Source organism: Pseudomonas sp. p50(2008), from assembly GCF_015351605.1.
In the GTDB taxonomy this organism is placed as follows: Bacteria; Pseudomonadota; Gammaproteobacteria; order Pseudomonadales; family Pseudomonadaceae; genus Aquipseudomonas.
Window position 1 is genome coordinate 262,935 of sequence record NZ_JACMYF010000010.1, and the last position, 26,559, is coordinate 289,493.

At 61.4% G+C, this 26,559-nt stretch carries 24 protein-coding genes; 8 read left to right on the top strand and 16 right to left on the bottom strand.

What is annotated here, in order from left to right; genetic code table 11:
• Positions 1-215: 215 nt before the first annotated feature.
• The 10 genes from pqqE to pedF form a co-directional block, all read right to left on the bottom strand.
• The gene (gene pqqE, locus H7698_RS26455; RefSeq protein WP_194693305.1) at positions 216-1,349 is read right to left on the bottom strand and encodes a pyrroloquinoline quinone biosynthesis protein PqqE; all 1,134 of its coding nucleotides are present in this window, start codon (positions 1,347-1,349) and stop codon (positions 216-218) included.
• Complete coding sequence (pqqC, locus tag H7698_RS26460; RefSeq protein ID WP_194693306.1) at positions 1,346-2,098, bottom strand: pyrroloquinoline-quinone synthase PqqC; 753 nt, start codon at positions 2,096-2,098, stop codon at positions 1,346-1,348. Before pqqC ends, pqqE begins: the two co-directional genes overlap by 4 nt.
• A 140-nt stretch (positions 2,099-2,238) precedes the next feature.
• Positions 2,239-3,153: a pyrroloquinoline quinone biosynthesis protein PqqB gene (gene pqqB / locus H7698_RS26465; protein ID WP_194693307.1), complete on the bottom strand. Its 915-nt coding sequence runs from the start codon at positions 3,151-3,153 to the stop codon at positions 2,239-2,241.
• Between the two features lie 55 nt (positions 3,154-3,208).
• Complete coding sequence (gene pqqA / locus H7698_RS26470) at positions 3,209-3,280, bottom strand: pyrroloquinoline quinone precursor peptide PqqA (protein ID WP_010455123.1); 72 nt, start codon at positions 3,278-3,280, stop codon at positions 3,209-3,211.
• 256 nt (positions 3,281-3,536) lie between these two features.
• Positions 3,537-5,057, bottom strand: coding sequence for an acetaldehyde dehydrogenase ExaC (exaC, locus tag H7698_RS26475; protein WP_194693308.1), 1,521 nt, complete (start codon positions 5,055-5,057; stop codon positions 3,537-3,539).
• 349 nt (positions 5,058-5,406) lie between these two features.
• Positions 5,407-7,185 carry a PQQ-dependent methanol/ethanol family dehydrogenase gene (locus H7698_RS26480; RefSeq protein WP_194693309.1) on the bottom strand — a complete coding sequence of 593 codons (1,779 nt, stop codon included), beginning with the start codon at positions 7,183-7,185 and terminating at the stop codon, positions 5,407-5,409.
• A 365-nt stretch (positions 7,186-7,550) separates the two neighbouring features.
• Positions 7,551-8,489, bottom strand: coding sequence for a quinoprotein relay system zinc metallohydrolase 1 (locus tag H7698_RS26485; RefSeq protein ID WP_194693310.1), 939 nt, complete (start codon positions 8,487-8,489; stop codon positions 7,551-7,553).
• 15 nt (positions 8,490-8,504) lie between these two features.
• Complete coding sequence (locus H7698_RS26490; protein ID WP_162440231.1) at positions 8,505-9,266, bottom strand: quinoprotein dehydrogenase-associated SoxYZ-like carrier; 762 nt, start codon at positions 9,264-9,266, stop codon at positions 8,505-8,507.
• Positions 9,263-10,141, bottom strand: a complete 879-nt coding sequence (locus tag H7698_RS26495) for a substrate-binding periplasmic protein (RefSeq protein ID WP_194693311.1) — start codon at positions 10,139-10,141, stop codon at positions 9,263-9,265. The genes H7698_RS26490 and H7698_RS26495 overlap by 4 nt, the downstream gene beginning before the upstream one ends.
• 3 nt (positions 10,142-10,144) lie before the next feature.
• Positions 10,145-10,606 carry a cytochrome c-550 PedF gene (gene pedF, locus H7698_RS26500; protein ID WP_162440229.1) on the bottom strand — a complete coding sequence of 154 codons (462 nt, stop codon included), beginning with the start codon at positions 10,604-10,606 and terminating at the stop codon, positions 10,145-10,147.
• Positions 10,607-10,860: 254 nt separating this feature from the next.
• Between pedF and exaA the strand changes: the two genes are divergently transcribed.
• Positions 10,861-12,753 carry a quinoprotein ethanol dehydrogenase gene (exaA, locus tag H7698_RS26505; RefSeq protein WP_194693312.1) on the top strand — a complete coding sequence of 631 codons (1,893 nt, stop codon included), beginning with the start codon at positions 10,861-10,863 and terminating at the stop codon, positions 12,751-12,753.
• Between the two features lie 92 nt (positions 12,754-12,845).
• Positions 12,846-13,493, top strand: coding sequence for a pentapeptide repeat-containing protein (locus tag H7698_RS26510; protein ID WP_194693313.1), 648 nt, complete (start codon positions 12,846-12,848; stop codon positions 13,491-13,493).
• Between the two features lie 169 nt (positions 13,494-13,662).
• On the opposite strand, the gene H7698_RS26515 is transcribed toward H7698_RS26510, so the two are convergent.
• The 3 genes from H7698_RS26515 to H7698_RS31680 are packed head-to-tail and all read right to left on the bottom strand — an operon-like array spanning position 13,663 to position 15,685.
• Positions 13,663-14,301 carry a response regulator gene (locus tag H7698_RS26515; RefSeq protein WP_162440226.1) on the bottom strand — a complete coding sequence of 213 codons (639 nt, stop codon included), beginning with the start codon at positions 14,299-14,301 and terminating at the stop codon, positions 13,663-13,665.
• A complete protein-coding gene (locus H7698_RS26520) occupies positions 14,298-15,560 on the bottom strand; it encodes a HAMP domain-containing sensor histidine kinase (protein WP_194693314.1) in 1,263 nt (420 codons plus the stop codon). Before H7698_RS26520 ends, H7698_RS26515 begins: the two co-directional genes overlap by 4 nt.
• 2 nt (positions 15,561-15,562) lie before the next feature.
• Positions 15,563-15,685, bottom strand: a complete 123-nt coding sequence (locus tag H7698_RS31680; protein ID WP_268932922.1) for a hypothetical protein — start codon at positions 15,683-15,685, stop codon at positions 15,563-15,565.
• Positions 15,686-15,865: 180 nt separating this feature from the next.
• Here H7698_RS31680 and H7698_RS26525 point away from each other — a divergent pair, with 180 nt between their 5' ends.
• The 6 genes from H7698_RS26525 (at position 15,866) to H7698_RS26550 (ending at position 21,127) form a co-directional block, all read left to right on the top strand.
• The gene (locus H7698_RS26525) at positions 15,866-17,050 is read left to right on the top strand and encodes an ABC transporter substrate-binding protein (RefSeq protein ID WP_194693315.1); all 1,185 of its coding nucleotides are present in this window, start codon (positions 15,866-15,868) and stop codon (positions 17,048-17,050) included.
• Positions 17,051-17,082: 32 nt separating this feature from the next.
• Positions 17,083-18,042, top strand: coding sequence for a YVTN family beta-propeller repeat protein (locus tag H7698_RS26530; protein ID WP_194693316.1), 960 nt, complete (start codon positions 17,083-17,085; stop codon positions 18,040-18,042).
• A complete protein-coding gene (locus H7698_RS26535; protein WP_194693317.1) occupies positions 18,039-18,782 on the top strand; it encodes an ABC transporter ATP-binding protein in 744 nt (247 codons plus the stop codon). The genes H7698_RS26530 and H7698_RS26535 overlap by 4 nt, the downstream gene beginning before the upstream one ends.
• Positions 18,779-19,570 carry an ABC transporter permease gene (locus tag H7698_RS26540; protein ID WP_194693318.1) on the top strand — a complete coding sequence of 264 codons (792 nt, stop codon included), beginning with the start codon at positions 18,779-18,781 and terminating at the stop codon, positions 19,568-19,570. The genes H7698_RS26535 and H7698_RS26540 overlap by 4 nt, the downstream gene beginning before the upstream one ends.
• Positions 19,571-19,847: 277 nt before the next feature.
• The gene (locus tag H7698_RS26545; RefSeq protein ID WP_162439986.1) at positions 19,848-20,405 is read left to right on the top strand and encodes a PQQ-dependent catabolism-associated CXXCW motif protein; all 558 of its coding nucleotides are present in this window, start codon (positions 19,848-19,850) and stop codon (positions 20,403-20,405) included.
• Between the two features lie 56 nt (positions 20,406-20,461).
• Positions 20,462-21,127, top strand: a complete 666-nt coding sequence (locus H7698_RS26550; RefSeq protein ID WP_162439985.1) for a response regulator — start codon at positions 20,462-20,464, stop codon at positions 21,125-21,127.
• Positions 21,128-21,294: 167 nt separating this feature from the next.
• Here the strand turns inward: H7698_RS26550 and nahK are convergent, their stop codons facing one another.
• The 3 genes from nahK to H7698_RS26565 all read right to left on the bottom strand — a co-directional run bounded on the left by nahK (position 21,295) and on the right by H7698_RS26565 (position 26,390).
• The gene (gene nahK / locus H7698_RS26555) at positions 21,295-23,931 is read right to left on the bottom strand and encodes a hybrid sensor histidine kinase/response regulator NahK/ErcS' (RefSeq protein WP_442966330.1); all 2,637 of its coding nucleotides are present in this window, start codon (positions 23,929-23,931) and stop codon (positions 21,295-21,297) included.
• A complete protein-coding gene (gene nosP, locus H7698_RS26560) occupies positions 23,861-25,024 on the bottom strand; it encodes a nitric oxide-sensing protein NosP (protein WP_194693319.1) in 1,164 nt (387 codons plus the stop codon). The genes nahK and nosP overlap by 71 nt, the downstream gene beginning before the upstream one ends.
• A gap of 181 nt (positions 25,025-25,205) precedes the next feature.
• Entirely contained in the window at positions 25,206-26,390 is a 1,185-nt protein-coding gene (locus H7698_RS26565) for a porin (protein WP_162439983.1), read from the bottom strand.
• Positions 26,391-26,559: the final 169 nt, after the last annotated feature.

Genomic DNA, 26,559 nt, shown 5'->3' on the forward strand with positions numbered 1-26,559 from the left:
TGGAGCGCTGCTCGATTGTTAATCCATTGGAGATCCAATGTGGGAGCCTCTGTTAGAGCCTCTGTGAGAGCCTCGGTTAGAGCCTTTGTGGCGAGGGGATTTATCCCCGTTCGGCTGCGAAGCAGTCGTAAAGCTTTTGGGGCCGCTTCGCAGCCCAACGGGGATAAATCCCCTCGCCACACAGGTTCACTCCCACAGGGTTCCATGTGCACAAATCACCCGCGGTAGATCAGCCGCGACGCCTTTTCGTTGCGCAAGGTCAGGTGTTCCATGCCCTGCCCCGGTGCATCCGCTTCATCCCGGGCCTTGAGGATGACGCCGTGATGCGCTGACTTGCTGCACACCGGATCGGCATTTTCCGCATCGCCCGTGAGCATGAACGCCTGGCATCGGCACCCGCCCAGGTCCTTGTGTTTTTCATCACAGGAACGGCACGGCTCCTTCATCCACTCATCACCGCGAAAGCGGTTGAAGCCGAAAGACTCGGTCCAGATGTATTCAATGCTGTGCTCGCGCACGTTGGGAAATTCAACCGGCAGTTGTCGGGCGCTGTGGCATGGCAGCGCGGTACCGTCCGGGGTGATGTCGAGAAACAGGTTGGCCCAGCCGTTCATGCAGGTCTTGGGGCGCTCTTCGTAATAGTCCGGGGTGACGAAGATCAGCTTGCACGGGTGACCCTGGGCTTCAAGGCGCTCACGGTACTCGTTGGTGATGCGTTCGGCGCGTTGCAACTGTTCGCGGGTCGGCAGCAGGCCGACGCGATTGAGCTCGGCCCAGCCGTAGAACTGACACGTCGCCAATTCGACGAAATCCGCCCCCAGCTCCAGGCACAGCTCGATGATCTGCGCGATCTGGTCAATGTTGTGCCGATGGGTGACGAAATTCAGCACCATCGGGTAACCCTGGTCTTTCACCGCCCGCGCCATGGCCATCTTCTGCGCGAAGGCCTTGCGCGAGCCGGCCAGCATGTTATTGACCGTTTCGTCCGCGGCCTGAAAGCTGATCTGGATGTGGTCGAGACCGGCGACCTTGAAATCGCGGACTTTCTGCTCGGTCAAGCCGATGCCCGAGGTGATCAGGTTGGTGTAGTAGCCCATGTCCCGCGCGGCTTTGATCAACTCCGCCAGGTCTTGGCGGACCAGTGGTTCGCCGCCGGAGAACCCCAACTGTGCGGCGCCCATTTCCCGTGCTTCACGGAACACGCGAATCCATTCTTCGGTGGTCAATTCGGCACCCTGTTGGGCGAAGTCCAGCGGGTTCGAGCAATACGGGCATTGCAACGGACAGCGATAGGTCAGTTCGGCCAACAGCCACAGCGGTGGTCCTGGCTGCGCTCTGTCCCCGTTCACAAGGCAATCCCCCGGTGCCAGACGTGCTGCGTGGTGACGGTGTGATACGGCGGGCGCTCAAGCTCGTAGGCCATGCTCATGGCGTCAAGCATGCTCCACAGCACATCGAGCTTGAATTGCAGGATCTCCAGCATGCGTTGCTGACCTTCGGCGGTCACGTAATGCGCCAGAGTGATGCGCAATCCGTGCTCGACATCCCGCCGCGCCTGCCCCAGACGTGTCCGAAAATAGTCATAGCCGGCCACATCGATCCACGGGTAATGGGTCGGCCAGGCGTCGAGCCGAGACTGATGGATCTGCGGCGCGAACAACTCGGTCAGGGAGCTGCTGGCCGCTTCCTGCCAACAGGCACGACGGGCGAAGTTGACATAGGCGTCCACGGCGAAACGCACACCTGGCAGCACCAGTTCCTGAGCGAGTATCTGCTCGCGATCGAGTCCTACTGCCTCGCCCAGCCGCAACCAGGCTTCGATGCCGCCCTCGCTGCCGGGAACGCCGTCATGGTCGAGGATGCGTTGCAGCCATTCGCGGCGCACGTCGCGGTCGGGGCAATTGGCGAGAATCGCGGCGTCCTTCAGGGGGATGTTGACCTGGTAATAGAAGCGGTTGGCGACCCAGCCCTGGATCTGCTCGCGGGTCGCGCGGCCGGCGTACATGGCTTGATGGAAGGGGTGGTGGATGTGGTAGTAGGCGCCTTTGGCACGAAGGGCCTGTTCGAATTCGGTGGGGGTCATTGCCGGGGTGGTCATTTTGTTCTCCTTATCGGCATTGCGGCGTCTGGACCGGCCTCATCGCGAGCAGGCTCACTCCTACAGGTTTTGGGTACATCGCAGTGTTGGGTAAACCGAAAATCCCGTGGGAGTGAGCCTGCTCGCGATGGGACCAGCCGCTACAACTCAATACTCATGCCGTCATAGGCCACTTCAATCCCGCGCCGATCCAGGAGCGCGCGCTCCGCCGAGTCTTCATCGAGGATCGGATTGGTGTTGTTGATGTGGATCAGCACCTTGCGTTGGCGCGGGTAAGCCTCCAGCAACTCGAGCATGCCACCCGGTCCGCTCTGCGCCAGATGGCCCATCTCACTGCCGAGGCTCTGCCCGACTTCACACACGCGCATCTCGTCATCGCGCCACAAGGTGCCGTCCAGCAACAGGCAATCGGCTTGCTGCATCCAGCCCAGCACTTCCTCATCGACCTGCCCCAGGCCCGGCGCATAGAACACAGAGGCGCCGCTGCGCAGGTCCTCGATGAACAGACCGATGGTGTCGCCTGGTTGCGGATTGCCGCGATTCGGCGAATACGGTGGTGCGTTGCTGGTCAGTGGAATCGCGCGAAACTGCAAGTGCTTGCAGGCCGCGATACTGAAGGGTTCACGGTCCAGGGCTATGGGGTGCCACTGCAAGCCGCCGTTCCAGTGCTTGAGCATGGTGAACAACGGAAAACCACTGCTCAGGTCTTCATGCACGCGCTCGGTGCAATACACCGAATGCGGGCAGCCTTCGCGCAGGCTCAGCAGGCCGGTGCAATGGTCGATCTGGCTGTCCATCAGCACGATCCCGGCAATCGCCGTATCGCGCAATCGACGAGCCGGTTGCAGCGGCGCGAAGCTTTCAAGCTGCGCGCGAATATCCGGTGAAGCATTGCACAGCACCCAATCCACACCGTTGTCGCTCAGGGCAATGGACGACTGCGTCCTTCGCTGCGCGCGCAGGCTGGCGTTGCGCACGCCGGTGCATTGGCGGCAGTTGCAGTTCCATTGCGGAAAACCACCACCGGCGGCGGAACCAAGAACACGGATGTGCATGAGCAATGCTCCAGAAGGCAGGCCCGGCCAACACAACGGCTGGCCGGGTGGACAATCAACGATTGGCGAAATACATCGTCACTTCGAAGCCAATGCGCAGATCGGTAAACGCGGGTTTATTCCACATGGGTCAATCCTCTTCTTGTTCCGGGCAATTCCGGTAGAGCCATTAATGCACGGCGGGCCAGGCGGCCGAATGCTACTTTCGAACGAAGTCGCGGGTGCGTTGGTAGGGGGTGTTGCACGGTTTTCCAAATACACACAAAACCTTGTGGGAGCGGGCTTGCCCGCGATGGCGGCGTCACATTCAACACACTTGTTGACTGACATTGCGCTATCGCGAGCAAGCTCGCTCCCACAGGTTTTTCAGTGTTCTTGAGGAATCAGAAGAACCCCAACGGATTGATGTCGTAGCTCACCAGCAGGTTTTTGGTCTGCTGATAATGGTCGAGCATCATTTTGTGGTTTTCACGACCGACACCGGATTTCTTGTAGCCACCGAATGCGGCGTGCGCCGGGTACAGGTGATAGCAGTTGGTCCATACCCGTCCGGCCTTGATCGCCCGGCCCATGCGATACGCGCGGTTGATGTCGCGGGTCCAGAGGCCCGCACCCAGGCCGAACTCGCTGTCGTTGGCGATCGCCAGTGCCTCGGCTTCGTCCTTGAACGTGGTCACACCCACCACCGGGCCGAAGATTTCTTCCTGGAACACACGCATCTTGTTGTGCCCCTTGAGCAGGGTCGGCTGGATGTAATAACCCGTCGACAAGTCACCCTCCAGACGCTCGGCCGCGCCGCCGGTCAACAATTCGGCACCCTCCTCCTGAGCGATTTTCAGGTACGAGAGGATCTTGTCGTATTGCTGCTCGGACGCCTGGGCGCCGACCATGGTTTCGGTGTCCAGCGGGTTGCCGCGTTTGATCTTGACGATTTTCTTCATCACCTCGGCCATGAACGGTTCGTAGATCGACTCCTGAACCAGCGCGCGTGACGGGCAGGTGCACACCTCGCCCTGGTTGAAGAACGCCAGCACCAGACCTTCAGCGGCTTTCTCGATGAACTGCGGCTCGGCGTTCATGATGTCTTCGAAGAAGATGTTCGGCGACTTGCCGCCCAGTTCGACGGTGCTTGGAATGATGTTCTCGGCAGCGCAATGCATGATGTGCGCGCCAACCGGAGTGGAGCCGGTGAAGGCAATCTTGGCGATGCGTTTGCTGGTGGCCAACGCCTCGCCGGCTTCGCGACCGAAGCCCTGAACGATGTTCAATACGCCGGCCGGCAGCAAATCGGCGATCAATTCCGCGAAGACCATGATCGACAAAGGCGTCTGCTCGGCAGGCTTGAGCACCACGCAGTTACCGGCAGCCAGGGCCGGCGCGAGTTTCCAGGCGGCCATCAACAACGGGAAGTTCCACGGAATGATTTGCCCGACCACGCCCAGTGGTTCGTGGAAGTGGTAGGCAGTGGTCAGCTCATTGATTTCAGCGGCGCCGCCTTCCTGTGCGCGGATGCACCCGGCGAAATAGCGAAAATGGTCAGCGGCCAGCGGCACGTCGGCATTCAGGGTTTCGCGCACGGCCTTGCCGTTGTCCCAGGTTTCGGTGACGGCGAGGATTTCCAGGTTCTGTTCGATACGGTCGGCGATTTTCAGCAGCACCAGGGAGCGGTCCTGCGCCGAGGTCTTGCCCCAGGCATCCGCAGCGGCGTGGGCGGCATCGAGAGCTTTGTCGATGTCGGCAGCACTGGAACGAGGGAACTCGGCGATCGCCTCACCGGTGACGGGGGACGTGTTGGTGAAATACTCGCCATTGACCGGGGGGACAAACTCGCCGCCGATGAAGTTGCCATAGCGCTGTTTGAAGGAAACGACGGCGCCGGGGGTTCCGGGTTGTGCGTAGATCATGATTAGGCCTCAGTCTGGGTCGATGCCTGTCGGGCAAACAGGCGATGAACCGATAGTAGAGAGCCCCGCGTGCCAGACGAATGCGCCGTTGGCAGGGGGGTTCTCGTTATTTGGTCGTAGAAAACAACTTGGGATGCTTAATGCTTTTCACTTAAGAAGAACTTCAGAGGAGCACAATACTGTGGCGAGGGGATTCATCCCCGCTGGGCTGCGAAGCAGCCCCAAAAACATCACACACGGCTTACCTGATACACCTCGGTTACAGGTATTGGGGCCGCTTCGCAGCCCAACGGGGATGAATCCCCTCGCCACAGGTGGGTGTTCACCTCACAGTTTGTAGTTGTCCGCATCAGTGCTTCGCCACTACCAGATCCTTCGGCAATTTGAACGTCCAAAGCATCCCGCCCTGGTTAAAGTCCTTGATCCGCTTGGCCACTTCGCCACCCCACAGCGGCACCGCGCCACCCCAACCGGACAGCACCGACACATACTGCTCACCGTCCATTTCCCAGGTCACAGGCGAACCGAGGACGCCGGAGCCGGTCTGGAATTCCCAGACTTTCTCGCCCGTCTTGGCGTTGAACGCTTGCAGGAACCCTTCAGGCGTACCGGTGAACACCAGGTTGCCCTTGGTGGTCAGCACCCCGCCCCACAGCGGCGCGAAGTTCTTGTGGCGCCAGACTTCCTTGCCGGTTTTCGGGTCAATGGCCCGCAGCACGCCGATGTAGTCCTCGTTCAATGGCTTGATGGTGAAACCGGCACCAAGGAACGCGGCGCCTTTCTTGTAGGCAATGCCTTCGTTCCAGATGTCCATGCCCCATTCGTTCGACGGCACGTAGAACAACCCGGTGTCTCTGTTGTACGCCATCGGCATCCAGTTCTTCGCACCCAGGAACGCCGGCGCCACGAACACCGAACTGCCTTTGGTTTCAGTACCCGGCGCGCCCGGCCGGCTGGCTTCGTTGTAGATCGGCCGGCCTTCCTTATCCAGCCCGGTGGCCCAGGTGATCTTGTCCACGAACGGGAAGCCGCGGATGAATTTGCCGTTGGTGCGGTCCAGCACGTAGAAGAAACCGTTACGGTCAGCGGTGGCGGCGGCTTTGATTTCCTTGCCACCCTCGGTGTAGTTGAACGAGATCAGCTCGTTGACGCCGTCATAGTCCCAGCCGTCGTGAGGCGTGCTCTGGAAGTGCCATTTGATCGTGCCGTCGTCGGGGTTGAGTGCCAGGCGCGAGGACGAGTAAAGGTTGTCGCCAGGACGCAGGTGCGAGTTCCACGGGGCCGGGTTGCCGGTGCCGAACAACAGCAGATTGGTTTCCGGGTCGTAGTAGCCGCCCAGCCAAGGGGCCGCACCGCCGGTTTTCCATAGGTCGCCGGGCCAGGTCTTGCCTGCTTCGCCACCAGAGATGCCGTTCTCGATCGCTTTGCCATCCTTGTAGACGTACCCCATGTGGCCTTCCACCGTAGGGCGGGACCACAGCAGGTCGCCGTTTTTCGGATCGTAGGCTTCGATCTTGCCAACCACCCCGAACTCGCCACCGGCCACGCCGGTAATCAGCTTGCCGTTGATCACCAGCGGCGCGGCGCTGATCGAGTAGCCCTCTTTGTGATCGGCGACTTTCTTGCTCCAGACGACTTTGCCGGTGTCCTTGTTCAGGGCCACGAGCTTGGCGTCGAGGGTGCCGAAGAACACCAGGTCGCCATACAGCGCGACGCCGCGGTTGATCACGTCGCAGCATGGACGGATGTCATCGGGCAGGCGTGCATCGTATTGCCAGAGTTTTTTGCCGGTGCGCGCATCCACCGCGAACACCCGTGAGTAGGAACCGGTCATGTACATCACGCCGTCCTTGATCATCGGCTGCGCTTGCTGACCGCGCTGCTTCTCGCCGCCGAAGGAAAACGCCCAGACCGGCCGCAGTTCCTTCACGTTATCGACGTTAAGCGTGTCCAGCGGGCTGTAGCGCTGGCCCTGGACGCCCAGACCGTTGGTGACAATCTGGTCCGGGTTTTTAGGGTCCTGGAGGATGTCCTGGTCGGTAACGCCCGCCAGCGCCTGGCCGGACAGCAGCATGGCACTGAACAGAACGCTCAAGATGAAGGGTTGGCGACGTGCGGGTTGGGTCATGACGGCTACCTCTGCGATTTTTGTTATACCCGGGAAATTTTCCCGGTCAGGTGCAGATTCTTGGGCGCCGCCGCCCTGGCAACAATTGCCCGCAGTGCTGAGATTGCTAGTCCCTTAGTACAGGGTCGGATAAGACCAAACCCGGACATACACGTCCCCTGTAGCAGCAGCCGTACACCGCCCCTGTAGCAGCTGATGTACACCGCCCCTGTAGCAGCTGCCGAGCCTGCGAGGCTGCGTTCGAGTGCGCAGCGCTCGCAAAATGGCTGGCGAATGCTTCGCATCCGAACGCAGCCTCGCAGGCTCGGCAGCTGCTACAGGGGACGTGTTGGCAGTGGGGTAAAGGGTTGCGTCGGCAGAGCGGGTTATTTGCCCGCAGTGGAATCGACTCGGCTCATCTGCGCGCGCTCATAGCGCGGATACAGATGGCTGACGCCGCGGATCAGCTCGTAGCGGCTCAGATTGATGCCCGCGAAACGCTCGGGAATGGGGCTGCGGATCATCTCGGACATGTCGCTGCCCTGGGCGGCGCCGTCGCGCAGGAGTTGATCGAGCCAGGACAGGTAATCGCGCATCTGCTCGAAGGGTTTTGCATCCGTGGCCACCGGCCCATGACCGGGCACCACCCGCGTCCAGGGCAACGCCTGCAAGGTCGCGATGTCTGCCAGCCACACCGCCAGCCCCGGAGAGTTTGGCGTGGTCAGCGCCCGTTGATAAAACACCAGATCACCGGCAAACAGCACCCCGGTTTGCTGGTCGAGAATAGCCAGATCCGCGCCCGTGTGCCCACCCAGGCTCAGTACGCGTAAATCGTGATTCCCAAAACTTTTCACACCCGGCTCCAGCGTCCGGTTCGGTAACACCACTTCGGTGCCGCGCATCCAGTCGCCAACGAGTCGATACATGTTCTCGGCCATCGCATCGCCCTGCTGATGCAACAACTCGGTAGTGCCCGCCAACGCGGCAATCGGCACATCACTGAAGGCCTGATTGCCCAGCACATGGTCAGGGTGATGGTGGGTCAGCCACACCTCGATCACCGGCTTGTCGGTGGTCGCGGCAATGACCTTGCGCATGGCTTCGCCGTAGCGCTTCGAGGGCCCGGTATCGATCACCACCACGCCGCGTTCGGTGACAATGAACGCGGTGTTGACGATGTTGCCGCCATTGGCCTTGGCGAAATTGTCGGTGCTGCCTTCCAGCAACCAGGTGTCCGGGGCGATGAGCCTGGGTTTGAGCGAATACTCAAGATCGGCCAGTGCCGGCCAGCTCAAACCGATGAACAACAACAGCATCCAGCGCATCGCGCGCTCCTTGGGTCAGGGTATGGCCGCATCGAACTCATTGCCGCTGTTGTCACGCAGCAACAGGCGCGTCTGCCCTGCCCCTTCGATGTCGAAGGTCAGGTTGGGGTTTTCGCTGACGGCGGGAAACAGCTCGAGACGGGCCAGCACCTGATCGTTCTGGTCCCTCAGCTCGGCGTGATTGATAAAGAATTCCGGGATGCCGCTGACCATGCCGTTGTCCATCGGATGCGCCACCTGCACGCGCACGCGACTGAATTCGCCACGGGGATACCGGCCGCCAAGGACTTCGCCGATGTGCTCCTCCCAACCCGGCTGCGTGCGCACCACACTCGGTGCGGTGCAGCCGCCGCCCGCCGCATCGATCAGGGTCGAACCCACATGCCACAGGCCATCCCGGGTCAGCACCGCCGCGCGCAAAGGCGTGGCCTGCTCAATGCGAATGCGGATCGACAGCCAGGGCAGCACGCCAGTCACAGGCTGGAAATCGACGATTTTGGGCAAGGGATTGAGTTCGGCCCAGGCGAGGATTTTCACCACGTCGCCCTTGAAAGCCCTGGCGTCGATTTCCAGGGGGACTTGCCGCGCGTCCTCGGCGAACGGTGGTGCCAGCAGCTTGACCCGGTCATCGAACACGAACGGCGCATCGCCCAGCATCTGCTTGTGGTAGAACGCCCACATCACGGATGGCACCGGGTCTTTGCCGGGGTCGATGTCCGCCGCGTGTGCCGCGATCGGCAACCAGACGGCTAACAGGCAACTCGCTCGCCAGTTCACTGTTGATACATCTCCGGCACGTCATAACGCAGGCCATAACGGGCATACAGGGACTTGACCGAGCCGTCGCGAATCAGGCCTTCCAGCGCCTCTTCCACGGCATACGCCAGCTGCCGGTTGCTTTCGTGCACCGCCATGCCGATCTCCCAGCGTTGCTTGCCCATGTTCGGGTAGGCGTTTTCCGCCAGCGCCACCTGCGGATCGGCCGCTTCGTGGACTTGCCAGTCAATCTCGCCACGCATCGCCATTACCGCATCGACTTCGCCTGCCTTCATCCCCGCAAAAGCCTGGGGCACACCGGGATAGTGGCGGGTTTTAGCGGCGAGCATGCCGTTGAACACAGAGGTCAGGTAGAACGACGGCACGCTGTCGACTTCGACGCCGATGGGATGCTGTTCAAACACGGCGACACTGCCGACTTTGTCCAGTCGACGACGGTCATAAGCGACTTGCCATTGTTCGGTCTGGTACGGCCCGAACATCACCACGTGAGCGTTTTCCAGTTCGCCCAGATCGTTGCGTTTGCGGGCGTAATCCTGATCGTAAGGCACGCGCATCATCATGTCGGCCAGTTGCAGATCGTGCAGCTGACTGGCGCGCCAGATGTAATCGCGCAGGTCGTCGTCAAGCTTCTCTCCCGCCGGTGCCCAGATCAGTGTCAGGTGCACGCCTAGGGCTTTGGCGAGCGCCTCGGCAAGTTCGACGTCCACGCCTCGCGCCTGGCCGGCGTCTTCGAAACTGTAGGGGGCAAAGTCCTTGTAGACAGCGACTTTCAGCTCCCCGGCGGCGATCATTTCGTCATAGGTTCGCACTTGCGCCTGCGCCGTCTGGCAGCACAGCAACAGCGCACTGATCAATACCGCGAGCAGGCGCATGGATTACTCCTCGACGTGGACCGTGTCCAGGTAAGTGCGCACCGCCCACAAGGCTTCCTGGCTCAGGTAATCCGCCATTTTCGGCATGTACACCCGCCCGTCACGCACCGCGCCGTGGCGCACGCGCTCGACGAACCACTCATCCCCGGCGTCACCGACGTCAAGCATGCGCAAATCCGGAGCGATGCCGCCCGACTTAGCTTCCAGGCCATGGCAAGCGGCGCAGTTCTGGTTGTAGGCTGAAGAGCCGATTTCCACGGCCTTATCGTGCTGCGGGGAGCTGCGATACGGGTTCACCGCTGCCCAGCCATCGGCATCGACCTGTACGCCGGCATCCTTGACCGGGGTCAGGCCCTGGGTTTCCACCGCTTGCGGTACGACGTTGCCGTGCGCCCAGACCGAGCCTGCGCTGATCACGCCAGCCAGTAAGCCGGCAATTAGCAAGGCGTTGTGTTTTGTTGTCATTGTTATGCCCTCAGGATTGCACGCAAAACCTCTTGGCAGAGGCTATGGCAACCATCTTAGGAAGCGCATTGCGCCAGCCCCATGCTGCTTTGGTGGCCGCTTTCTAGTCCCTTGGTAGTAAGGCCTGTGGCGCACACCTAAATCAGGTCCTACCTGGGAAGTTTTCCCGGCAACAGCGGGACTTTTTCCGTATCCGGCAACATGCCGGGAGCACCACCCTGTGCAGGCCAAAACCTCCACTGGGAACTGCAACCATGACAATAAGATCGCTACCCGCCCTTTCCCCTTTGACCCTTGCCGTGCAAACCTTTTTGCTGGTGAGCAGCCTGTCGTTGAGCACTGCCAGTCATGCCGCCACTGCTCCGGCCACCCCCACCCGCAATGTGACGTGGGAAGACATTGCCAACGATCACCTGACCACCAAAGACGTGCTGCAATACGGCATGGGCACCAACGCCCAGCGCTGGAGCCCGCTGGCCCAGGTCAATGACAAGAACGTGTTCAAGCTCACGCCGGCCTGGTCCTATTCGTTCGGCGATGAAAAACAGCGTGGCCAGGAATCCCAGGCCATCGTCAGCGACGGCGTGGTGTATGTCACCGGTTCCTATTCCCGGGTGTTCGCCCTCGACGCGAAGACCGGCAAGCGCCTGTGGACCTACAACCATCGCCTGCCGGACAACATTCGTCCGTGCTGCGATGTGGTCAACCGCGGTGCGGCTATCTATGGCGACAAGATCTACTTCGGCACCCTCGATGCGCGGCTGATCGCGCTGGACAAGAACACCGGCAAAGTCGTCTGGAACAAGAAATTCGGCGACCACGCGGCGGGCTACACCATGACCGGCGCCCCGGTGCTGATCAAAGACAAAACCAGCGGCAAGGTGCTGTTGATCCACGGCAGTTCCGGTGATGAGTTCGGCGTTGTCGGCCAGCTGTTTGCCCGCGACCCGGACACCGGCGAAGAAGTGTGGATGCGGCCTTTCGTCGAGGGTCACATGGGCCGTCTGAACGGCAAGGACAGCACCACCACCGGCGACGTCAAGGCGCCGTCGTGGCCGAACGACCCGACGACCGAAACCGGCAAGGTCGAAGCCTGGAGCCACGGTGGCGGCGCGCCTTGGCAGAGCGCGAGTTTCGATCCGGAAACCAACACCATCATTGTCGGTGCCGGCAACCCTGGCCCGTGGAACACTTGGGCGCGCACGTCCAAGGACGGCAATCCCCACGACTACGACAGCCTCTACACCTCTGGCCAGGTCGGCGTCGACCCGAGCACCGGCGAGGTGAAATGGTTCTACCAGCACACCCCGAACGATGCCTGGGACTTCTCCGGCAACAACGAACTGGTGCTGTTCGACTACAAGGACAAGGACGGCAAAACGGTCAAGGCGACCGGCCACGCGGACCGCAACGGTTTCTTCTATGTGGTCGACCGCAACAACGGCAAATTGCAGAACGCCTTCCCCTTCGTCGACAACATCACCTGGGCCAGCCACATCGACCTGAAGACAGGTAGGCCGGTAGAGAACGAAGGCCAGCGTCCGGCCAAGCCATTGCCGGGCGAAACCAAGGGTAAATCCGTGGAAGTGTCGCCACCGTTCCTCGGTGGCAAGAACTGGAACCCGATGGCGTACAGCCAGGACACCGGGCTGTTCTACATTCCGGGCAACCAGTGGAAGGAGGAATACTGGACCGAAGAGGTCAGCTACAAGAAAGGCTCGGCTTACCTGGGCATGGGTTTCCGCATCAAGCGCATGTACGACGATCACGTCGGCACCCTGCGCGCCATGAACCCGACTACCGGCAAGGTGGTGTGGGAGCACAAGGAGGCATTGCCGTTGTGGGCCGGCGTGCTGGCGACCAAGGGCAACCTGGTGTTCACCGGGACCGGCGACGGTTTCTTCAAGGCCTTCGATGCGAAAACCGGTGAGGAATTGTGGAAGTTCCAGACCGGCAGCGGCATCGTCTCGCCGCCGATCACCTGGGAACAGGATGGTGAGCAGTACGTCGGCGTGACGGTGGGCTACGGCGGCGCGGTGCCGTTATGGGGTGGCGACATGGCCGAGCTGACGAAACCGGTAGCTCAGGGCGGGTCGTTCTGGGTGTTCAAGATCCCGAGTTGGGATAGCAAGACGGCGCAGAAGTAGGCCCTCCCCCTCTGATCATTCCCACGCTGCGCGTGGGAATGCAGCCTCGGACGCTCCGCGTCCACTCGGCTACCCCACTCGAGAACCCCGTCATGAAATACGCACCCCTGTTTCTTCTGCTGACCTGCGTCCTGGCACACGCCAACGACGGCGACGACGCCCCGCTCATCATCAACGGTTGCACCATCGCCGATCATAGCCAGTGCCCTGGCGCCGATCTCAAAGGCGCGAACCTGCGTAATCAGGACTTGCGCAACATGAACCTCAGCGGCGCGGACTTGCGCGGTGCCGATCTGCGCCATGCCCGACTCGACCTCGCCAACCTGGAAAAAGCCCAGCTGCAAGGCGCCAACCTGACGCGCGCCAGCCTGCAACAGAGCAATCTGCGGCTGGCGGATCTCACCGGTGCCACCTTGATGGCGATTCAGGGCTGGGGAATGTTTGCCCAAGGCGCGCAGTTCCAGGACGCCAACCTCAGCGCCGCCTACCTGCAATTCGCCCGCCTCTCCGGCGCCAGACTGCACAACGCCAACCTGCGCGCCGCCGACCTGGAGATGACCTGGCTGAGCAAGGCCGACCTCAAGGGCGCCAACCTGAGCGATGCCAACCTGCAGGAGGCCAAGTTTGGTGAAAGCAATCTGGAGCAGGCCAACCTGACCGGTTCGCGTCAGCATTACGCGAATTTCCAGGATGCGAACATGGAGGGCTGCACCGGTTGCCCGACGACGTGGGATAAGTGAGCCATCTCATCCCTACAACAAATCCCTGTAGCAGCTGCCGAGCCTGCGAGGCTGCGTTCGAGTGCACAGCACTCGCAAAAAGAACGGCGAATGCTGCGCATTCGAACGCAGCCTCGCAGGCTCGACAGCTGCTACAGAATGACCAGGGCGCGATAGAATCGCACAGGGTTCAACCCGCCTTTCTCACCACCCCCATATCAATCCCCAAATGCACCAACTCCGCGTGGGAGCTGACCTGCAATTTGCTCTTCAACAAGGTCAGGTGATTGGAGACGGTCTTGCCGCTGATGCTCAGTTGTTCAGCAATCATCCGTGCCGGCGTGCCTTTGGCGAGCATCACGAAAATCTCCAGCTCGCGCTGGGTCATGCTCTGCAAGCGCGGGTCGCTGGCGTCCTGTTGCGGGTGACACGCGAGTTGAGTGGCCAAGGGCTGTTCGATGTAAGCGTGGCCGGCCAGGATGCGCCGTACCGCCTCGATCAACACGTCGGGTGCCGAGCTTTTCGTCAGGTAGCCCGACGCCCCCGCGTCCAGCGCCTGGCGCACTAACGGCAACTCATCGTGCATGCTGAAAAACAGCACCCGCAGTTGCGGCAGGCGCTGACGCAAGCGCCGGGTAGTTTCCAGTCCGCTGATGCCCGGCAAGCCGAAATCCATGATCACCAGGTTCGGCACGGCTTCCTGCACCCGGATCAATGCGTCCTCCCCCGTCGCCGCTTCGCGCACTTCCATGGCGGGCAGCAAGGCCCGCAACAGACTGGCGTAGCCCTGACGGACCACCGCATGGTCATCGACCAGCAAAATATTCATGACACCTCCAACGGCATGTTCAAAGCCAACGCCCAACCAGCGCCGGGACGACTGAAAACCCGCAACTCGCCGCCCAGGCTGCGGGCGCGCTCCTGCATCGAGTACAAGCCCACACCAGGCTGCGGCGGCTGCTGTGCTCCTCGCCCGTTATCCCGAACCAGCAAGCGCAGACGTCCGCCACGATGTTGCAGGCGAATCCGCACCTGACTGGCGTCGGCGTGGCGTGCGATGTTGGTCAGGGCTTCCTGGAGCAGGCGATAGAGGTGGGTTTTGTCCGATGTGGTCAGCGCTGGCAACTGCAGGCCGACCCGCAACTGGCACTCGATGCCTTGGCGCATCTGCCATTGGTCCACCAGCAAACCAAAGGCCTCGGCCAACGACAAATGCTGCAGCATCACCGGGTACAGGTCATGCACCAGCGCACGAAATCCCTGATGCAGGTGTTCGCAGTTGTGTTCCAGATCGCGCACGGTGCGCTCCACCGTCGCCGGCTGATCCGCCACCAGTCGCAGCAAACAGGCCTGGGCGCGAATACCTGCCAGGTACTGGCCCAGGTCATCGTGCAGGGTTTGCGCCAGATGCGTGCGCTCCTGCTCCTGCACCGCGAGCAGGGTCCGGGTCAAATGAGCGTTATCGGCACGGGCGTGTTCCAGCGCCTGGGTCATGTGGTTGAAATGGCTTGCCAGCTGCCGCGCTTCCGGCACGCCTTCAGCACGCAATCGCACGTTGAGCTGGCCGCCCGAGACCTGCTGCAAGGCACGCAGCAGCTCATCGAGCAGCCCCATTCCCCGGCGTACGGCCCAGCGAATGGTCAACAGGCTCAGCAACAACGCCAGCCCGCACAACGCCAGCAATTGCTGCAGGGAATCCCAGACTTCGTCGATTTCATCACGGGGATCCACGGCAATCTGCACCCGCCGACCGTCCTTCAAATCCAGCACCCGCGCGCTGTGCCGGGCCTCAGCGAAGAGTAACCGCCCAAGCCAGCCATCAATTCCGTTCTGCTCTGACAGACGAGCCGTTTCGCCGGGCGCCAGCCAGCGCACCCGCACATGACGCAAGCTGCGCGTCAGCCTGGGCTGCAGGCTGGCCGGGTCACGCTCGGCGGTTTCACTCAGGTACCCCACCACCGCTTCGGCGGATTGCAACTCGCGCTCCACATCCGCCAACGCCTGATGCACCAGCAAGCCCATGCAGGCCAGCGTGACCAAGGCGAAAAATCCGCACACCCACAGGTTGATCCGCCACAGGGCCGACATCCCTAGCGCCCCTGTATCGCTGGCATGACCGCCACCGGGGCGGGACGCGGGCCGTGGAGCTTGTCGACGCCGATCAGACTCAGGATCAACAGGAACGGCAGGAGCAGCGCTTTGAGAATACGCATGGTCGATCTCCTTTGAGTAATGGCCGTTGTTGACGATGCTGCTGTCCATCCTTCTTTCCATCCTAAGTCGGCGCCGCCCAGGGCAAGTTACTACCTTGGTACTGGCTGACTGGTACTTTCTGCATATTTCCTATCACCCAGCGGGTTCCTATGCTGGCGCTACCCGGAATGGAGTGTCCTATGCGCCAGCTTGCCCCTTACGCCCTGTTCTACCTGCTGGCGATCGCTTGTGCCGCCGGGCTGGCGACCCAAAGTCAGGCGGCCGATGCGCCGTTGCAGGTGCAGATCGGCTACCTGGGTTACCGCCCCGACCCTGGACCGCTGCTGTCGAATGTCATCCCCGAGCCCGCCGATGCCGGACTGCGCGGTGCCGAGCTGGCGATCACCGACAGCAACAGCACCGGACGTTTTCTCAATCAGCATTACAGCCTGCTCAGCGCCAGCGTCGACCATCCCCAGGCCCTGATCGACGCTGCCAGGGTTCAGCACGAACAGGGTGTCAGGCTGTTCGTGGTGAATGCCCCGGTCGACACCCTGCGCCAACTCAGTGCCGCCCTGCCCGACAGCTTGCTGTTCAACGCCGGTAGCGCCGATGACACGTTGCGCACCACCGATTGCCTGCCAAACGTGCTGCACAGCCTGCCGAGCCGGGCGATGCTGGCCGATGCGCTGGCGCAATTGCTCGTGGTGCGCAAATGGCAGCGAGCGCTGCTGATCGTCGGCCCGACCGCCGATGATCAAGCCTACGCCGCCGCCCTGCGACGCGCGGCCAAGCGTTTCGGCCTGAAACTGGTGGCGGAGAAAGCCTGGAGTTTCGATAACGATCAACGCCGCAGCGCCCAGGCCGATATGCCGCTGTTCACCCAGACCGCCGAGTACGACGTAGTGCTGGTGGCCGATGAGCGCGGTGACTTTGGCGAGTACGTGCCCTACCAGACATGGTTTCCGCGCCCGGTCGCCGGCACCCAGGGCTTGACCCCGGTGGGTTGGCACAAGACCGTGGAAACCTATGGCGCCGCGCAGTTGCAGAAACGCTTTGAAGCCCTGGCCGGACGCTGGATGAATGACCGCGATTTCGCCGCCTGGATCGCCGTGCGCAGCATCGCCAGCGCCGTGAGCAAACTGCGTCAGGCCGATCCGATGGCGATCCGTACGTTGGAAATCAGCGATCAACTACCGCTGGACGGCTTCAAGGGTCGCAAGCTCAGTTATCGCCCGTGGAACGGCCAGTTGCGTCAACCGATTCCGATCGTGCAGCCCCGGGCACTGGTCAGCACGTCGCCCCAGGACGGTTTCCTGCACCCCTTCAACGAAATGGACAGCCTCGGCTACGACAAGCCTGAGGTCAGCTGCCGCTTTCCCTGATTCAAACCTCCAAAAACAATAAGGAATCCGCCATGCGCCGCACCCTGCTTTCATGCGCCCTGTTGCTCGCCGCCGGGCACGCCGCGGCCAGCACCGCCTGGGTCTCCAACGAGAAGGACAACAGCCTGAGCCTGATCGACATGCAGACCCTGCAAGTCACCGATACCCTGCCCGTCGGGCAACGACCCCGTGGCCTGTTGCTGTCCCACGACAGCAAGCTGCTGTACATCTGCGCCAGCGACTCGGACCGGGTCCAGGTAATGGACGTGGCCACGCGCAAGATCATCAAGCAGCTGCCTTCCGGCAAAGACCCCGAGCAATTCGCCCTGCACCCCAACAACCGCTGGCTGTACGTCTCCAACGAAGACGATGCACTGGTCACCGTGATCGACACTGAAACCTCCAAGGTGCTGAGCCAGATCAATGTCGGCGTCGAGCCCGAAGGCATGGCAGTCAGCCCGGACGGCAAGTGGGCCGTCAACACCAGCGAAACCACGAACATGCTGCACTGGATCGATACCAGTACGCAGACGCTGGCGGACAGCACCCTGGTGGACCAACGCCCGCGTTTCGTCGAGTTCGCGCCGGACGGCTCACAGTTGTGGGCCTCGGCGGAGATCGGTGGCACGGTCACGGTGCTGGATGTCGCGACCCGCCAGATCCTCAAGACCCTGACCTTCCAGATCAAGGGTGTGCACCCGGACAAGGTGCAACCGGTGGGTATCAAGCTGAGCGCCGACGGCAAGTACGGTTTCGTCGCCCTCGGCCCGGCCAACCATGTGGCCGTCATCGACGCCAAGACCTTCGAGATTCTTGATTACCTGCTGGTGGGCAAGCGCGTCTGGCAGATGGCGTTCACCCCGGATCAGAAGCAATTGCTGGCCACCAATGGCGTCAGCGGCGATGTGTCGGTGATTGATGTCGACAGCCTCAAGGTCACCAAATCGGTCAAGGTCGGGCGTTATCCATGGGGCGTGGTGGTCACGCCATGAACGCGCTGGAGGTCAGCGACCTGAGCTTTGCCTACGGTGCACGGGAGGCGTTGCGCCAGGTGAGTTTCAGTCTGGCGCCGGGGCGTTTCGCGGCACTGCTGGGGCCTAACGGCGCGGGCAAATCGACGCTGATTGCACTGCTCACGCGGCTTTACGATCTGCAACGGGGCGAGATTCTGGTGGGCGGCTGTTCACTGCGCAATACGCCGCGCCCGGCGCTCAAACAGCTGGGCGTGGTGTTTCAGCAAAGCACGCTGGACCTGGACCTCAGCGTTGAACAGAACCTGCGCTATCACGCCGCGCTGCATGGCCTGTCACGGCGCCAGACCGGTCTGCGGGTGGATGCTGAACTGGCGCGACAGGCGTTGACCGACCGTCGTCGCGAACGGGTGCGCGAACTCAATGGCGGCCATCGCCGCCGGGTGGAAATCGCCCGCGCCTTGCTGCATGAGCCGCGTCTGCTGCTGCTCGACGAAGCCAGTGTCGGCCTCGACCCGGCCAGCCGCCTGGCACTCAATCAACACATCCGCAGCCTTTGTTGCGAGCAACGCATCAGCGTGCTCTGGACCACGCACTTGCTCGACGAAGTGCAGCCCAGCGATGACTTGCTGATCCTTCATCAAGGGCGATTGGTCGCCAGCGGCCAGGCCGATGCCTTGAGCCTGGAACATGGCGGCGATCTCGGTTCAGCCTTCGCGCGCCTCACCACATCTTCACCTTCAGGAGCCGCCGTTCGATGAATGCTTACTGGCAGTGTTTCAGCGGCATCGTGCTGCGTGAGTGGTTGCGCTTCGTGCTGCAACGAACGCGGTTCCTCAGTGCATTGGTGCGGCCGTTGCTGTGGTTGCTGGTGTTCGCCGCCGGTTTTCGTGCCGCATTGGGGATCGCGATCATCGAGCCCTACGACACCTACATTCCCTACGAGGTGTACATCATCCCGGGGCTCGCTTGCATGATTCTGCTGTTCAACGGCATGCAGGGTTCGCTGTCGATGGTCTATGACCGGGAAATGGGCAGCATGCGCGTGCTGCTGACCAGCCCCCTGCCCCGGACGTTTTTGCTCTGCAGCAAACTGCTGGCGACGTCGCTGATTTCGCTGCTGCAGGTGTATGCCTTCCTGGCCATCGCCTGGGCGTATGGCGTGCAACCGCCGCCGATGGGCTTGTTGATTGCCTTGCCGGCGCTGTTGCTGGTGGCCCTGATGCTCAGTGCGCTGGGGCTGTTGCTGTCGAACGCCATCCGCCAGCTGGAGAACTTTGCCGGGGTGATGAATTTTGTGATTTTCCCGCTGTTTTTCCTGTCGTCGGCGTTGTACCCGCTGTGGAAAATGCGTGACTCGAGCGAGTGGTTGTACTGGTGGTGTGCGTTGAATCCGTTCACCCATGCGGTGGAGCTGGTGCGATTTGCGTTGTATGAACGGTTCAATCCGCTGGCCTTGGGCGTGTGCGCAGGATTGACCCTGGTGTTCGCCCTGCTCGCGGTCCTCACCTTCAACCCGCAGCATGCGGCCCTGCGCAAAGCCACCTGACCCCACAGATTCACCTGCCTCAAAAAACATTTCCGGTAGGAGCAAAGCTTGCTCGCGATGGCGTCGTATCAGTCGATATCAGTGGTGGCTGGAACTGCCCCATCGCGAGCAAGCTTTGCTCCCACAGAAGACGGCCACCCCCTGTGTTCAAAAAATCGCGTTCACCCATCACTCAACCGGATTTACTACTTTAGTACTGGTTTACCTGTCTATCGTCGCATTCCCAACGCACCGCAACTGGCATGTAATGGGTTCATAACTATAAGGATTGAACCCCATGCTGCGTGCCCGACGTTGCCTTCTGCGTCCCACTCTTGCCGCGCTGTCCCTGAGCCTGCTGCTGGGCGTTGCACACGCCGAAACGGCGCTGTTCTCCTCCGACGGTTATCGCATCGCGCTTTACCGCAGCCCGACACCGAATCAACTGGATGGCGCCGCCATCATTGACACCACGGCCCTGCAAGCATTGCTCAAGCAAACCCCTCGCCCGGTATTGATCGACGTCTACCGCCGCCAATGGCTGCAGGGGCGTTTTATCGAAGATCAGCCCCACGAAAATGTACCCGGTAGCCACTGGCTGGCGAACACCGGCGACGGCGACTTGAGCGCCGAGTGGGCGGGCTATTTCGCGCGCCACCTGACGGCACTGACCGCAGGCGATCTGGCGCAACCGCTGGTCTTCTATTGCCGCTCCGATTGCTGGCTGAGCTGGAACGCGGTAAAACGCGCCGCCGCAATGGGCTATAAGACACTGTATTGGTACCGCGACGGCCTGGATGCCTGGCAAGCGGCGAACCTGCCCGTGATGGCCGCCCAGCCCGAACCCTTTCCCTGACCTTTACGCTTGCGTGTTGTTGCCACACCATAATGAAAATAATGAGGTGAAAGGCCATGTACAAAATTCTGATTGCCGACGATCACCCGCTGTTTCGCGAAGCCATTCATAACGTCATCAGCGACGGATTTCCCGGCAGCGAAGTGATGGAAACTGCCGACCTGGATAGCGCCCTGCTGCTGACCCAGGATCACGATGACCTGGACCTGATCCTGCTCGACCTGAACATGCCCGGCATGCACGGCCTCAACGGCCTGATCAACCTGCGCAACGAGGCACCGACCATTCCCGTGGTGATCGTCTCGGCCGAGCAGGACAAACAGATCGTGCTGCAAGCCATCACCTATGGCGCCGTGGGGTTCATCACCAAATCCTCGCCGCGGGTGCAGATGACCGAAGCCATCCAGCAAATCCTCAATGGCAACGTCTACCTGCCGCCGGACATCATCCGCACGCAGAAAAGCGGTACGCACCGCCGGATGAACGACAACCCGAGCTTTGCGCCGGAACTGCTGCAGGCGTTGACCCGCAAGCAGCTGCTGGTGCTGGAGCGCATGACCAAGGGCGAATCGAACAAACAGATCGCCTACACCCTGGAAATCGCCGAAACCACGGTCAAGGCCCACGTCTCGGCGATCCTGCGCAAACTGAATGTGCACAACCGGGTGCAGGCGATTCTGAGTGCCGGGGATATTGATTTCGGGTCGTATCTGCGGCGTTGAGCGCGTCCTCCGACCCCGATACCAACCCTGTGGCGAGGGGATTTATCCCCGTTGGGTTGCGAAGCGACCCCAGGATTTTCTGCCAGCGCTACGCACTGGAACGGGGTGGTGCGGCATTCCGATAAATCCCCTCGCCACATGTCGCCAGCTGCTACAAGGTGCCTGGCTTATCGGGTCTGGCCGAGCAAATGACTCATCGCCGTCTTCAGCTTCATCGGCCGGACCGGTTTGTGCATCAGCGTATGGCCCAGTTCACGGATCTGCAGTTTCAGCTCGTTGCTGTAGTTGGCGGTGATCATCATTGCCGGTATCGCGCTGGCCCGTCGGGCATTGATTCGGGCCACGGCGTCGACGCCATTCTGGTCGTCATCCAGGTGATAGTCGGCAATCAGCAAATCCGCCTGGGCATGGTAGTTGTCCACCTGGCGTGCCAGGTCCTGTTCCGACAATGCCGTCACCACCACACAGCCCCAGCCCTCCAGTAACGTGCGCATGCCGGCGCAAATGGCCGCGTCGTTATCCAGCACCCACACTCGCGCGCCACGCAGACGCTCCAGCATCGGCTCACTCATCAACAGACTGGGCAGCGCCTTTGGCGCGGTGGCGCTCAGCGGCACCTCGACGGAAAACATCGAGCCCCTGCCCGGCCACGAGCGCACGTGGATGCGATGCCCGAGAATCCCGGCAATTTTTTCCACGATCGCCAGGCCCAAACCCAGGCCACGGTCCTGATCCGGCCGTTGCACGTCACCGCGCTTGAACTCCTGAAAAATCTCTTCCAGCCGATTTTCCGCAATGCCCATCCCGCTGTCCCACACCTCGATCGACAGGCGCTGGTGATGACGCCGGCAGCCCAGCACCACTCGCCCGCTGTAGGTGTAGCGAATGGCGTTGCTCAGCAGGTTGCGCAAGATCCTGGCGAGCAACTGGATGTCACTGCGCACCAGCGCCGAGCAGCCAACGAAATGCAGCTCCAGCCCCTCGCTGAGGGCGACCTGGGTGTATTCGGCGGCCAGGTTTTCCAGCAGCTCGCTGAGGGCGAACGGCGCAATGTCGGCTTTGATCACCCCGGCATCGAGCTTTGAAATGTCCACCAGTGTGCCCAACAGGTTTTCCACGTCCTCAAGCGAGTTGCTGACGTTGCGCACCAGGATTTCGTTGGCCATCGGCTCCCGGCGCTCCAGCAATGCACTGGTAAACAGCCTTGCGGCATTCAGCGGCTGCAGCAGGTCGTGGCTGACGGCGGCGAGAAACTTGGTCTTTGACAGGTTGGCCTGCTCGGCTTCCAGTTTCGCTTCGCGCAAACGCGACTCGACCCGCCGGCGCTCGTCGATTTCCCGCAGCAGCTGGTCGTTGAGGGTGGTCAGTTCCGCCGTGCGTTCCCGCACCCGAAGCTCGAGATTCTGATACGCCTGATGCAATGCCTCGGCGGTGCGACGGCGCTCGGTGATGTCACGGATCAACACGAAAATCCCCACCACCTCTCCGGTGGCCAGGCGATTGGGCACGTAGGAGCGCAGCATGTAGCGCTCCTGATTGTTGATGTTGGTTTCGGCGAATTCGAACGTCACGCTTTCACCCGCCAGCGCCCTGGCGACGTAGGCTTCCAGGCGTTGGTAATGCTGTTCGCTGTGCACTTCGCGCAGGCTCTGGCCGAGCATCACGCCCCGTGGCCAGCAGTACCATTGTTCGTAGACTTTATTGGTGAATTCATAGACCAGGTCGGCATTCAGGTAGGCGATCAAAGCTGGAACGTGGTCGGTAATCAGGCGAATCCAGCGCTCGCTTTCGCTCAGCGCTTCGGCGTGCTGATAGCGCTCGGTGATGTCGGTGAAGGTGTTGACGAAGCCCCCGGTGGGCAATGGATGGGTGCGAATTTCCAGCACCCGGCCATCGTAAAGACGCTGCTCGCACTCCTGCACCGGGCGGCCGTTGATGTCGCGACTGGCCGGTGTCAGCAGGTGCAATTCGCTGTCGGCGATCACCTCGGCAAATGGGCGGTGGGCGGCCACTGGCGCCAGGCCGCTGAGTTCAAGGAACCGCCGGTTCCACAGTTCCAGCACGCCGTCAGCGTTGACCATTGCCACGCCCTGGGACAGGTTGTCGACTGCCCGTTGCAGCAAGTGGGATTTCTGCGCCACGGCTTGTTCGCGACGCATCGTTTCACTGAGTTTGACGTCGGTAATGTCAGTGAACAGGATCACCCGCCCACCCTCCTGGGTCGGCCGTTCACTGACTTGCAGCCAGCGCCCGTCTTGCAGGCGATAGAGCAGGTTTTCGTCGGCATGCCCGCGAGGCTCTTCGGTGAACAAACCGGTGGCACTCATCAAGCGTTTGACTTCGGCCAGACGCATGCCGGCATTGATGCGCACCCGGCTGTTGCCCCAGAACGCCTTAAAGCGGCTGTTGAACAAGACGATTCGCTGATCGGCATCGAACAACACAAACGCGTCGGAAATGCTTTCGATGGCGTCGATCAAATGCTGATGGGCCGTCTCCGCCCGCAGCCGCGCTTCGCTGAGCAGGTGATTGCCGGACTTGAGTTCGGCCATGGCCTGGTTCAACGCATCGGTGCGCTCGCGCACCTGTTCGGCGAGCACCACCGAATGCTGGAACGCCGCGTAGGGGTCATTGCCGCGGGTGGCGCCCGATTCGATGCGCTCGATCAGCGCACTGTTGATGCGCTGGAGTTTGTGATTTTCACGTTGCAGGCTGGCGAGTTGGGCCTGGAGCTCAACGGTGTCCAGGGGATCGGCCCCGGGCAATGGCAACGCCGGTGAAGGTCTGGTTGATGTGCATGCCATTGAACTGTTCTCCGTAGGTGTTGAAACCCATCACCCGCTGGTCGCGCAAAAACGCGCCGACGTGTTCCAGATTGCCGCTGTTTTCCAGCTCCATGCGCCGTAGAAAACAATCGCAACCGAGGGTCAGTAGCAGATCACCGAGTCGCTCGTGCAAGCCTTCGAACAGGTTTTGCAGGTTGGGCAGCATCGGCCCCGGCGCCATGACGGTAAGGACGATGCCGTTTTCCACTGCGCAGTAAAAACTCAGGCTCAGGTCCGGATGAACCTGCTGGATCGCCCGTACGTAGTACTGATCGTTGATCCGCACCGCCAACGGGTGCGCCGCGAATACCCGATGATCCAGTTCGGCAACGGAGACACCGATGTGCCGTGCGTACTCCTCGGCGGCGGGTTCGGCGTTGAGCTCGAAGACCCGACGGGATGCACTGTCGGCCCCTGTCACCACGAGTTTTTCGGCTCGGGGCAAAATGTGGTGGGTGGTGAAGACTTCAAAGTCCAGCCAGGTGTTGACCAGCACCACCACCGCCGCACCGCTGTGAAATTCGCCCCCGAAGTAGACGTGGGTGTGGGTCAGGTAGTTGTCGTCACCGGCCGAACCACCGAAATGCGGGATGTCACCCAACGCTGCACTCAGGGCGCCGAGGACCATTTCTTCGCGGCTGGACAAGCCGTCGAGCAAGGTCAGGGCGAAGCTGTTGCCCTTGATCGGCGCCAGGGTGTTGCTGCGACAGCCGCTGACCAGCCGTTCGACCATCTGCTGAGCGTCGATCAGGCTGAAGTGCTCCATCTCGTCGATCAGTTCGGCGTCGATGGAAAAATGCCGGTGATCGAAACCCACCGCCGTGACGCAATTGCGCCCGTAGCCCAGCGGCGTGATTTCCCCGGCACTGGTGCAGCCCACCAGGCGAATGCCGCCGAAGCTCTGTTGCAATGCTTGCCCCAGCGCCTGGAGGTCGTACTCGGCGGAACAGAAAAACAGCACGAAGCCCAAATGCGGGTGCAACAGCTGTCGCGCCAGCTCCTGGGCAACCTGTTGCGCATCGGTGGCCTGGGACATCGCACTGACCACACCTTCATTCCCGACCTGCTGCATTGTCGCCTCCCGCAGGTGCGCGTGTATGAGGTTCGAGTGTACGAAGGCCGGGTAGCGCGACCTATGCTACTTGGGTAGCGGGTAGGCACTTCGATGGGATGAGAGCGACCTGAACGCTATCGCAACTTGTAGCAGCTGCCGAGCCTGCGAGGCTGCTACAGGGGCCTGTGTTGTTTGGGCGTTACCAGGTCAGCACCGCCCCCACCGCGAACGTATCGGTGTCTTCATTCTGCGCATCGGTGTCGTGGCCGTTGATTTCGAACTGGTTGTACTCGGCGACCAGTTTGAGGTTGTCGTTGACGTCATGAAACAGCGCGACGCCCCGGGTTTCGTAGTCTGCGCCGCTACCGACCGCGCCGTTGCCATCGTCCTTGGTCTTGCCATAGGACAAGGCCAGGCGGTTCTTGCCCAGCTTGTACGAGCCCTGCAGCAAATAGCCGTCGCTGTCGATGTTGCGCAACGTCGGTTCGCCGGCGTTGTTGGTGTAGAACGGGTTGATGCCCTTCGCCTGGAAGCCCGAGCCGGTGAGCGACAAACCGCCCATCTTCGCCTGCACGCCGTAACCGACACCTTTGGAGGTCACGGACTCAACGCTTGCATCGGTATTGTCCGAGGTCTGGTAGCTACCGTTGACCCAGCTATAAATCTTCGCCCCGGCGAGGTCGAACTGGTAGGTGATCTCGCTCTCGGTGCGCGGGTTTTCCTGGTAGGCCTTGCCGGTCGGGCTGCTATCGTTGGTGTCGACCGGGTCCATGATCCCTACCGCCACCCGCAAGCCTTCCATCACCGGCGTGCGGTAGGTGATCTGTGAGGTGGGAAACGGGTACGGATAACCGGTGCCGATGTTGCCGAACGACACGCCGCCGCCATCCACCAGGCCCAGCGTATCGCTGACCTGGCCATAACCGGCGAGCAGTTCATCCAGCAGAATGTTGGAGCGCGCAAACAGACCGAAGTCCTTGCCGATCAGCACTTCGCCCCACTCGGGGTTGGCCACCGTGCCGTAGAACTGCCGCACGTCGATGGCGGTGTCGGTGCCGTTGGTCTCGCTGTCGTTGATGGTCACCCAGAATGAAGCACGCGCGCCGAGCTTCAAATCATCGACCTGCTTGCCCATGTTGAAGCCCAGGTAGTTGGGCAGGAACCCCATCTTCACGCGCGACTGTCGACGGTCGTATTGGTCGCCGGCGCGGTCGACGTCACTGTTCACGTAGAAGGCGTTGATGTAGCCGTCCGTGGAAAAGGTCGTCTGGTCCTTGTCGTACAGCATGATCTCGGCCTCGGCCATCGGGGCCAAACCCAGGGTCGACAGGCTGGCAATCAAGGCAGGCAAGTAACGATGCTTGAAATTCTTATTGTTGTGCATGACGCGCTCCGCAACGTGGACTGGATGTCGGAGGCGATTATCGAAAGCTGACCGGCGGCGTCATACGCTGCCTTGGAGGCGTTTATGAAGTGCTTTGGGTTGGCGGGTGCGGCGCGGCAAGTTCGGTGTAAGACCGGGCCGCGACAGGGCCCGGGACCAAGGGTGTAAG

What these genes read in the sequence shown, in the direction of transcription:
- pqqC (WP_194693306.1), bottom strand. Translation starts at nt 2,098, where the DNA reads ATGACCACCCCGGCAATGACCCCCACCGAATTCGAACAGGCCCTTCGT.
- pqqB (WP_194693307.1), bottom strand. Translation starts at nt 3,153, where the DNA reads ATGCACATCCGTGTTCTTGGTTCCGCCGCCGGTGGTGGTTTTCCGCAA.
- exaC (WP_194693308.1), bottom strand. Translation starts at nt 5,057, where the DNA reads ATGATCTACGCACAACCCGGAACCCCCGGCGCCGTCGTTTCCTTCAAA.
- H7698_RS26480 (WP_194693309.1), bottom strand. Translation starts at nt 7,185, where the DNA reads ATGACCCAACCCGCACGTCGCCAACCCTTCATCTTGAGCGTTCTGTTC.
- H7698_RS26485 (WP_194693310.1), bottom strand. Translation starts at nt 8,489, where the DNA reads ATGCGCTGGATGCTGTTGTTGTTCATCGGTTTGAGCTGGCCGGCACTG.
- H7698_RS26495 (WP_194693311.1), bottom strand. Translation starts at nt 10,141, where the DNA reads ATGCGCCTGCTCGCGGTATTGATCAGTGCGCTGTTGCTGTGCTGCCAG.
- pedF (WP_162440229.1), bottom strand. Translation starts at nt 10,606, where the DNA reads ATGACAACAAAACACAACGCCTTGCTAATTGCCGGCTTACTGGCTGGC.
- exaA (WP_194693312.1), top strand. Translation starts at nt 10,861, where the DNA reads ATGACAATAAGATCGCTACCCGCCCTTTCCCCTTTGACCCTTGCCGTG.
- H7698_RS26510 (WP_194693313.1), top strand. Translation starts at nt 12,846, where the DNA reads ATGAAATACGCACCCCTGTTTCTTCTGCTGACCTGCGTCCTGGCACAC.
- H7698_RS26515 (WP_162440226.1), bottom strand. Translation starts at nt 14,301, where the DNA reads ATGAATATTTTGCTGGTCGATGACCATGCGGTGGTCCGTCAGGGCTAC.
- H7698_RS26520 (WP_194693314.1), bottom strand. Translation starts at nt 15,560, where the DNA reads ATGTCGGCCCTGTGGCGGATCAACCTGTGGGTGTGCGGATTTTTCGCC.
- H7698_RS31680 (WP_268932922.1), bottom strand. Translation starts at nt 15,685, where the DNA reads ATGCGTATTCTCAAAGCGCTGCTCCTGCCGTTCCTGTTGATCCTGAGT.
- H7698_RS26525 (WP_194693315.1), top strand. Translation starts at nt 15,866, where the DNA reads ATGCGCCAGCTTGCCCCTTACGCCCTGTTCTACCTGCTGGCGATCGCT.
- H7698_RS26530 (WP_194693316.1), top strand. Translation starts at nt 17,083, where the DNA reads ATGCGCCGCACCCTGCTTTCATGCGCCCTGTTGCTCGCCGCCGGGCAC.
- H7698_RS26535 (WP_194693317.1), top strand. Translation starts at nt 18,039, where the DNA reads ATGAACGCGCTGGAGGTCAGCGACCTGAGCTTTGCCTACGGTGCACGG.
- H7698_RS26540 (WP_194693318.1), top strand. Translation starts at nt 18,779, where the DNA reads ATGAATGCTTACTGGCAGTGTTTCAGCGGCATCGTGCTGCGTGAGTGG.
- H7698_RS26545 (WP_162439986.1), top strand. Translation starts at nt 19,848, where the DNA reads ATGCTGCGTGCCCGACGTTGCCTTCTGCGTCCCACTCTTGCCGCGCTG.
- H7698_RS26550 (WP_162439985.1), top strand. Translation starts at nt 20,462, where the DNA reads ATGTACAAAATTCTGATTGCCGACGATCACCCGCTGTTTCGCGAAGCC.
- nahK (WP_442966330.1), bottom strand. Translation starts at nt 23,931, where the DNA reads ATGGCATGCACATCAACCAGACCTTCACCGGCGTTGCCATTGCCCGGG.
- nosP (WP_194693319.1), bottom strand. Translation starts at nt 25,024, where the DNA reads ATGCAGCAGGTCGGGAATGAAGGTGTGGTCAGTGCGATGTCCCAGGCC.
- H7698_RS26565 (WP_162439983.1), bottom strand. Translation starts at nt 26,390, where the DNA reads ATGCACAACAATAAGAATTTCAAGCATCGTTACTTGCCTGCCTTGATT.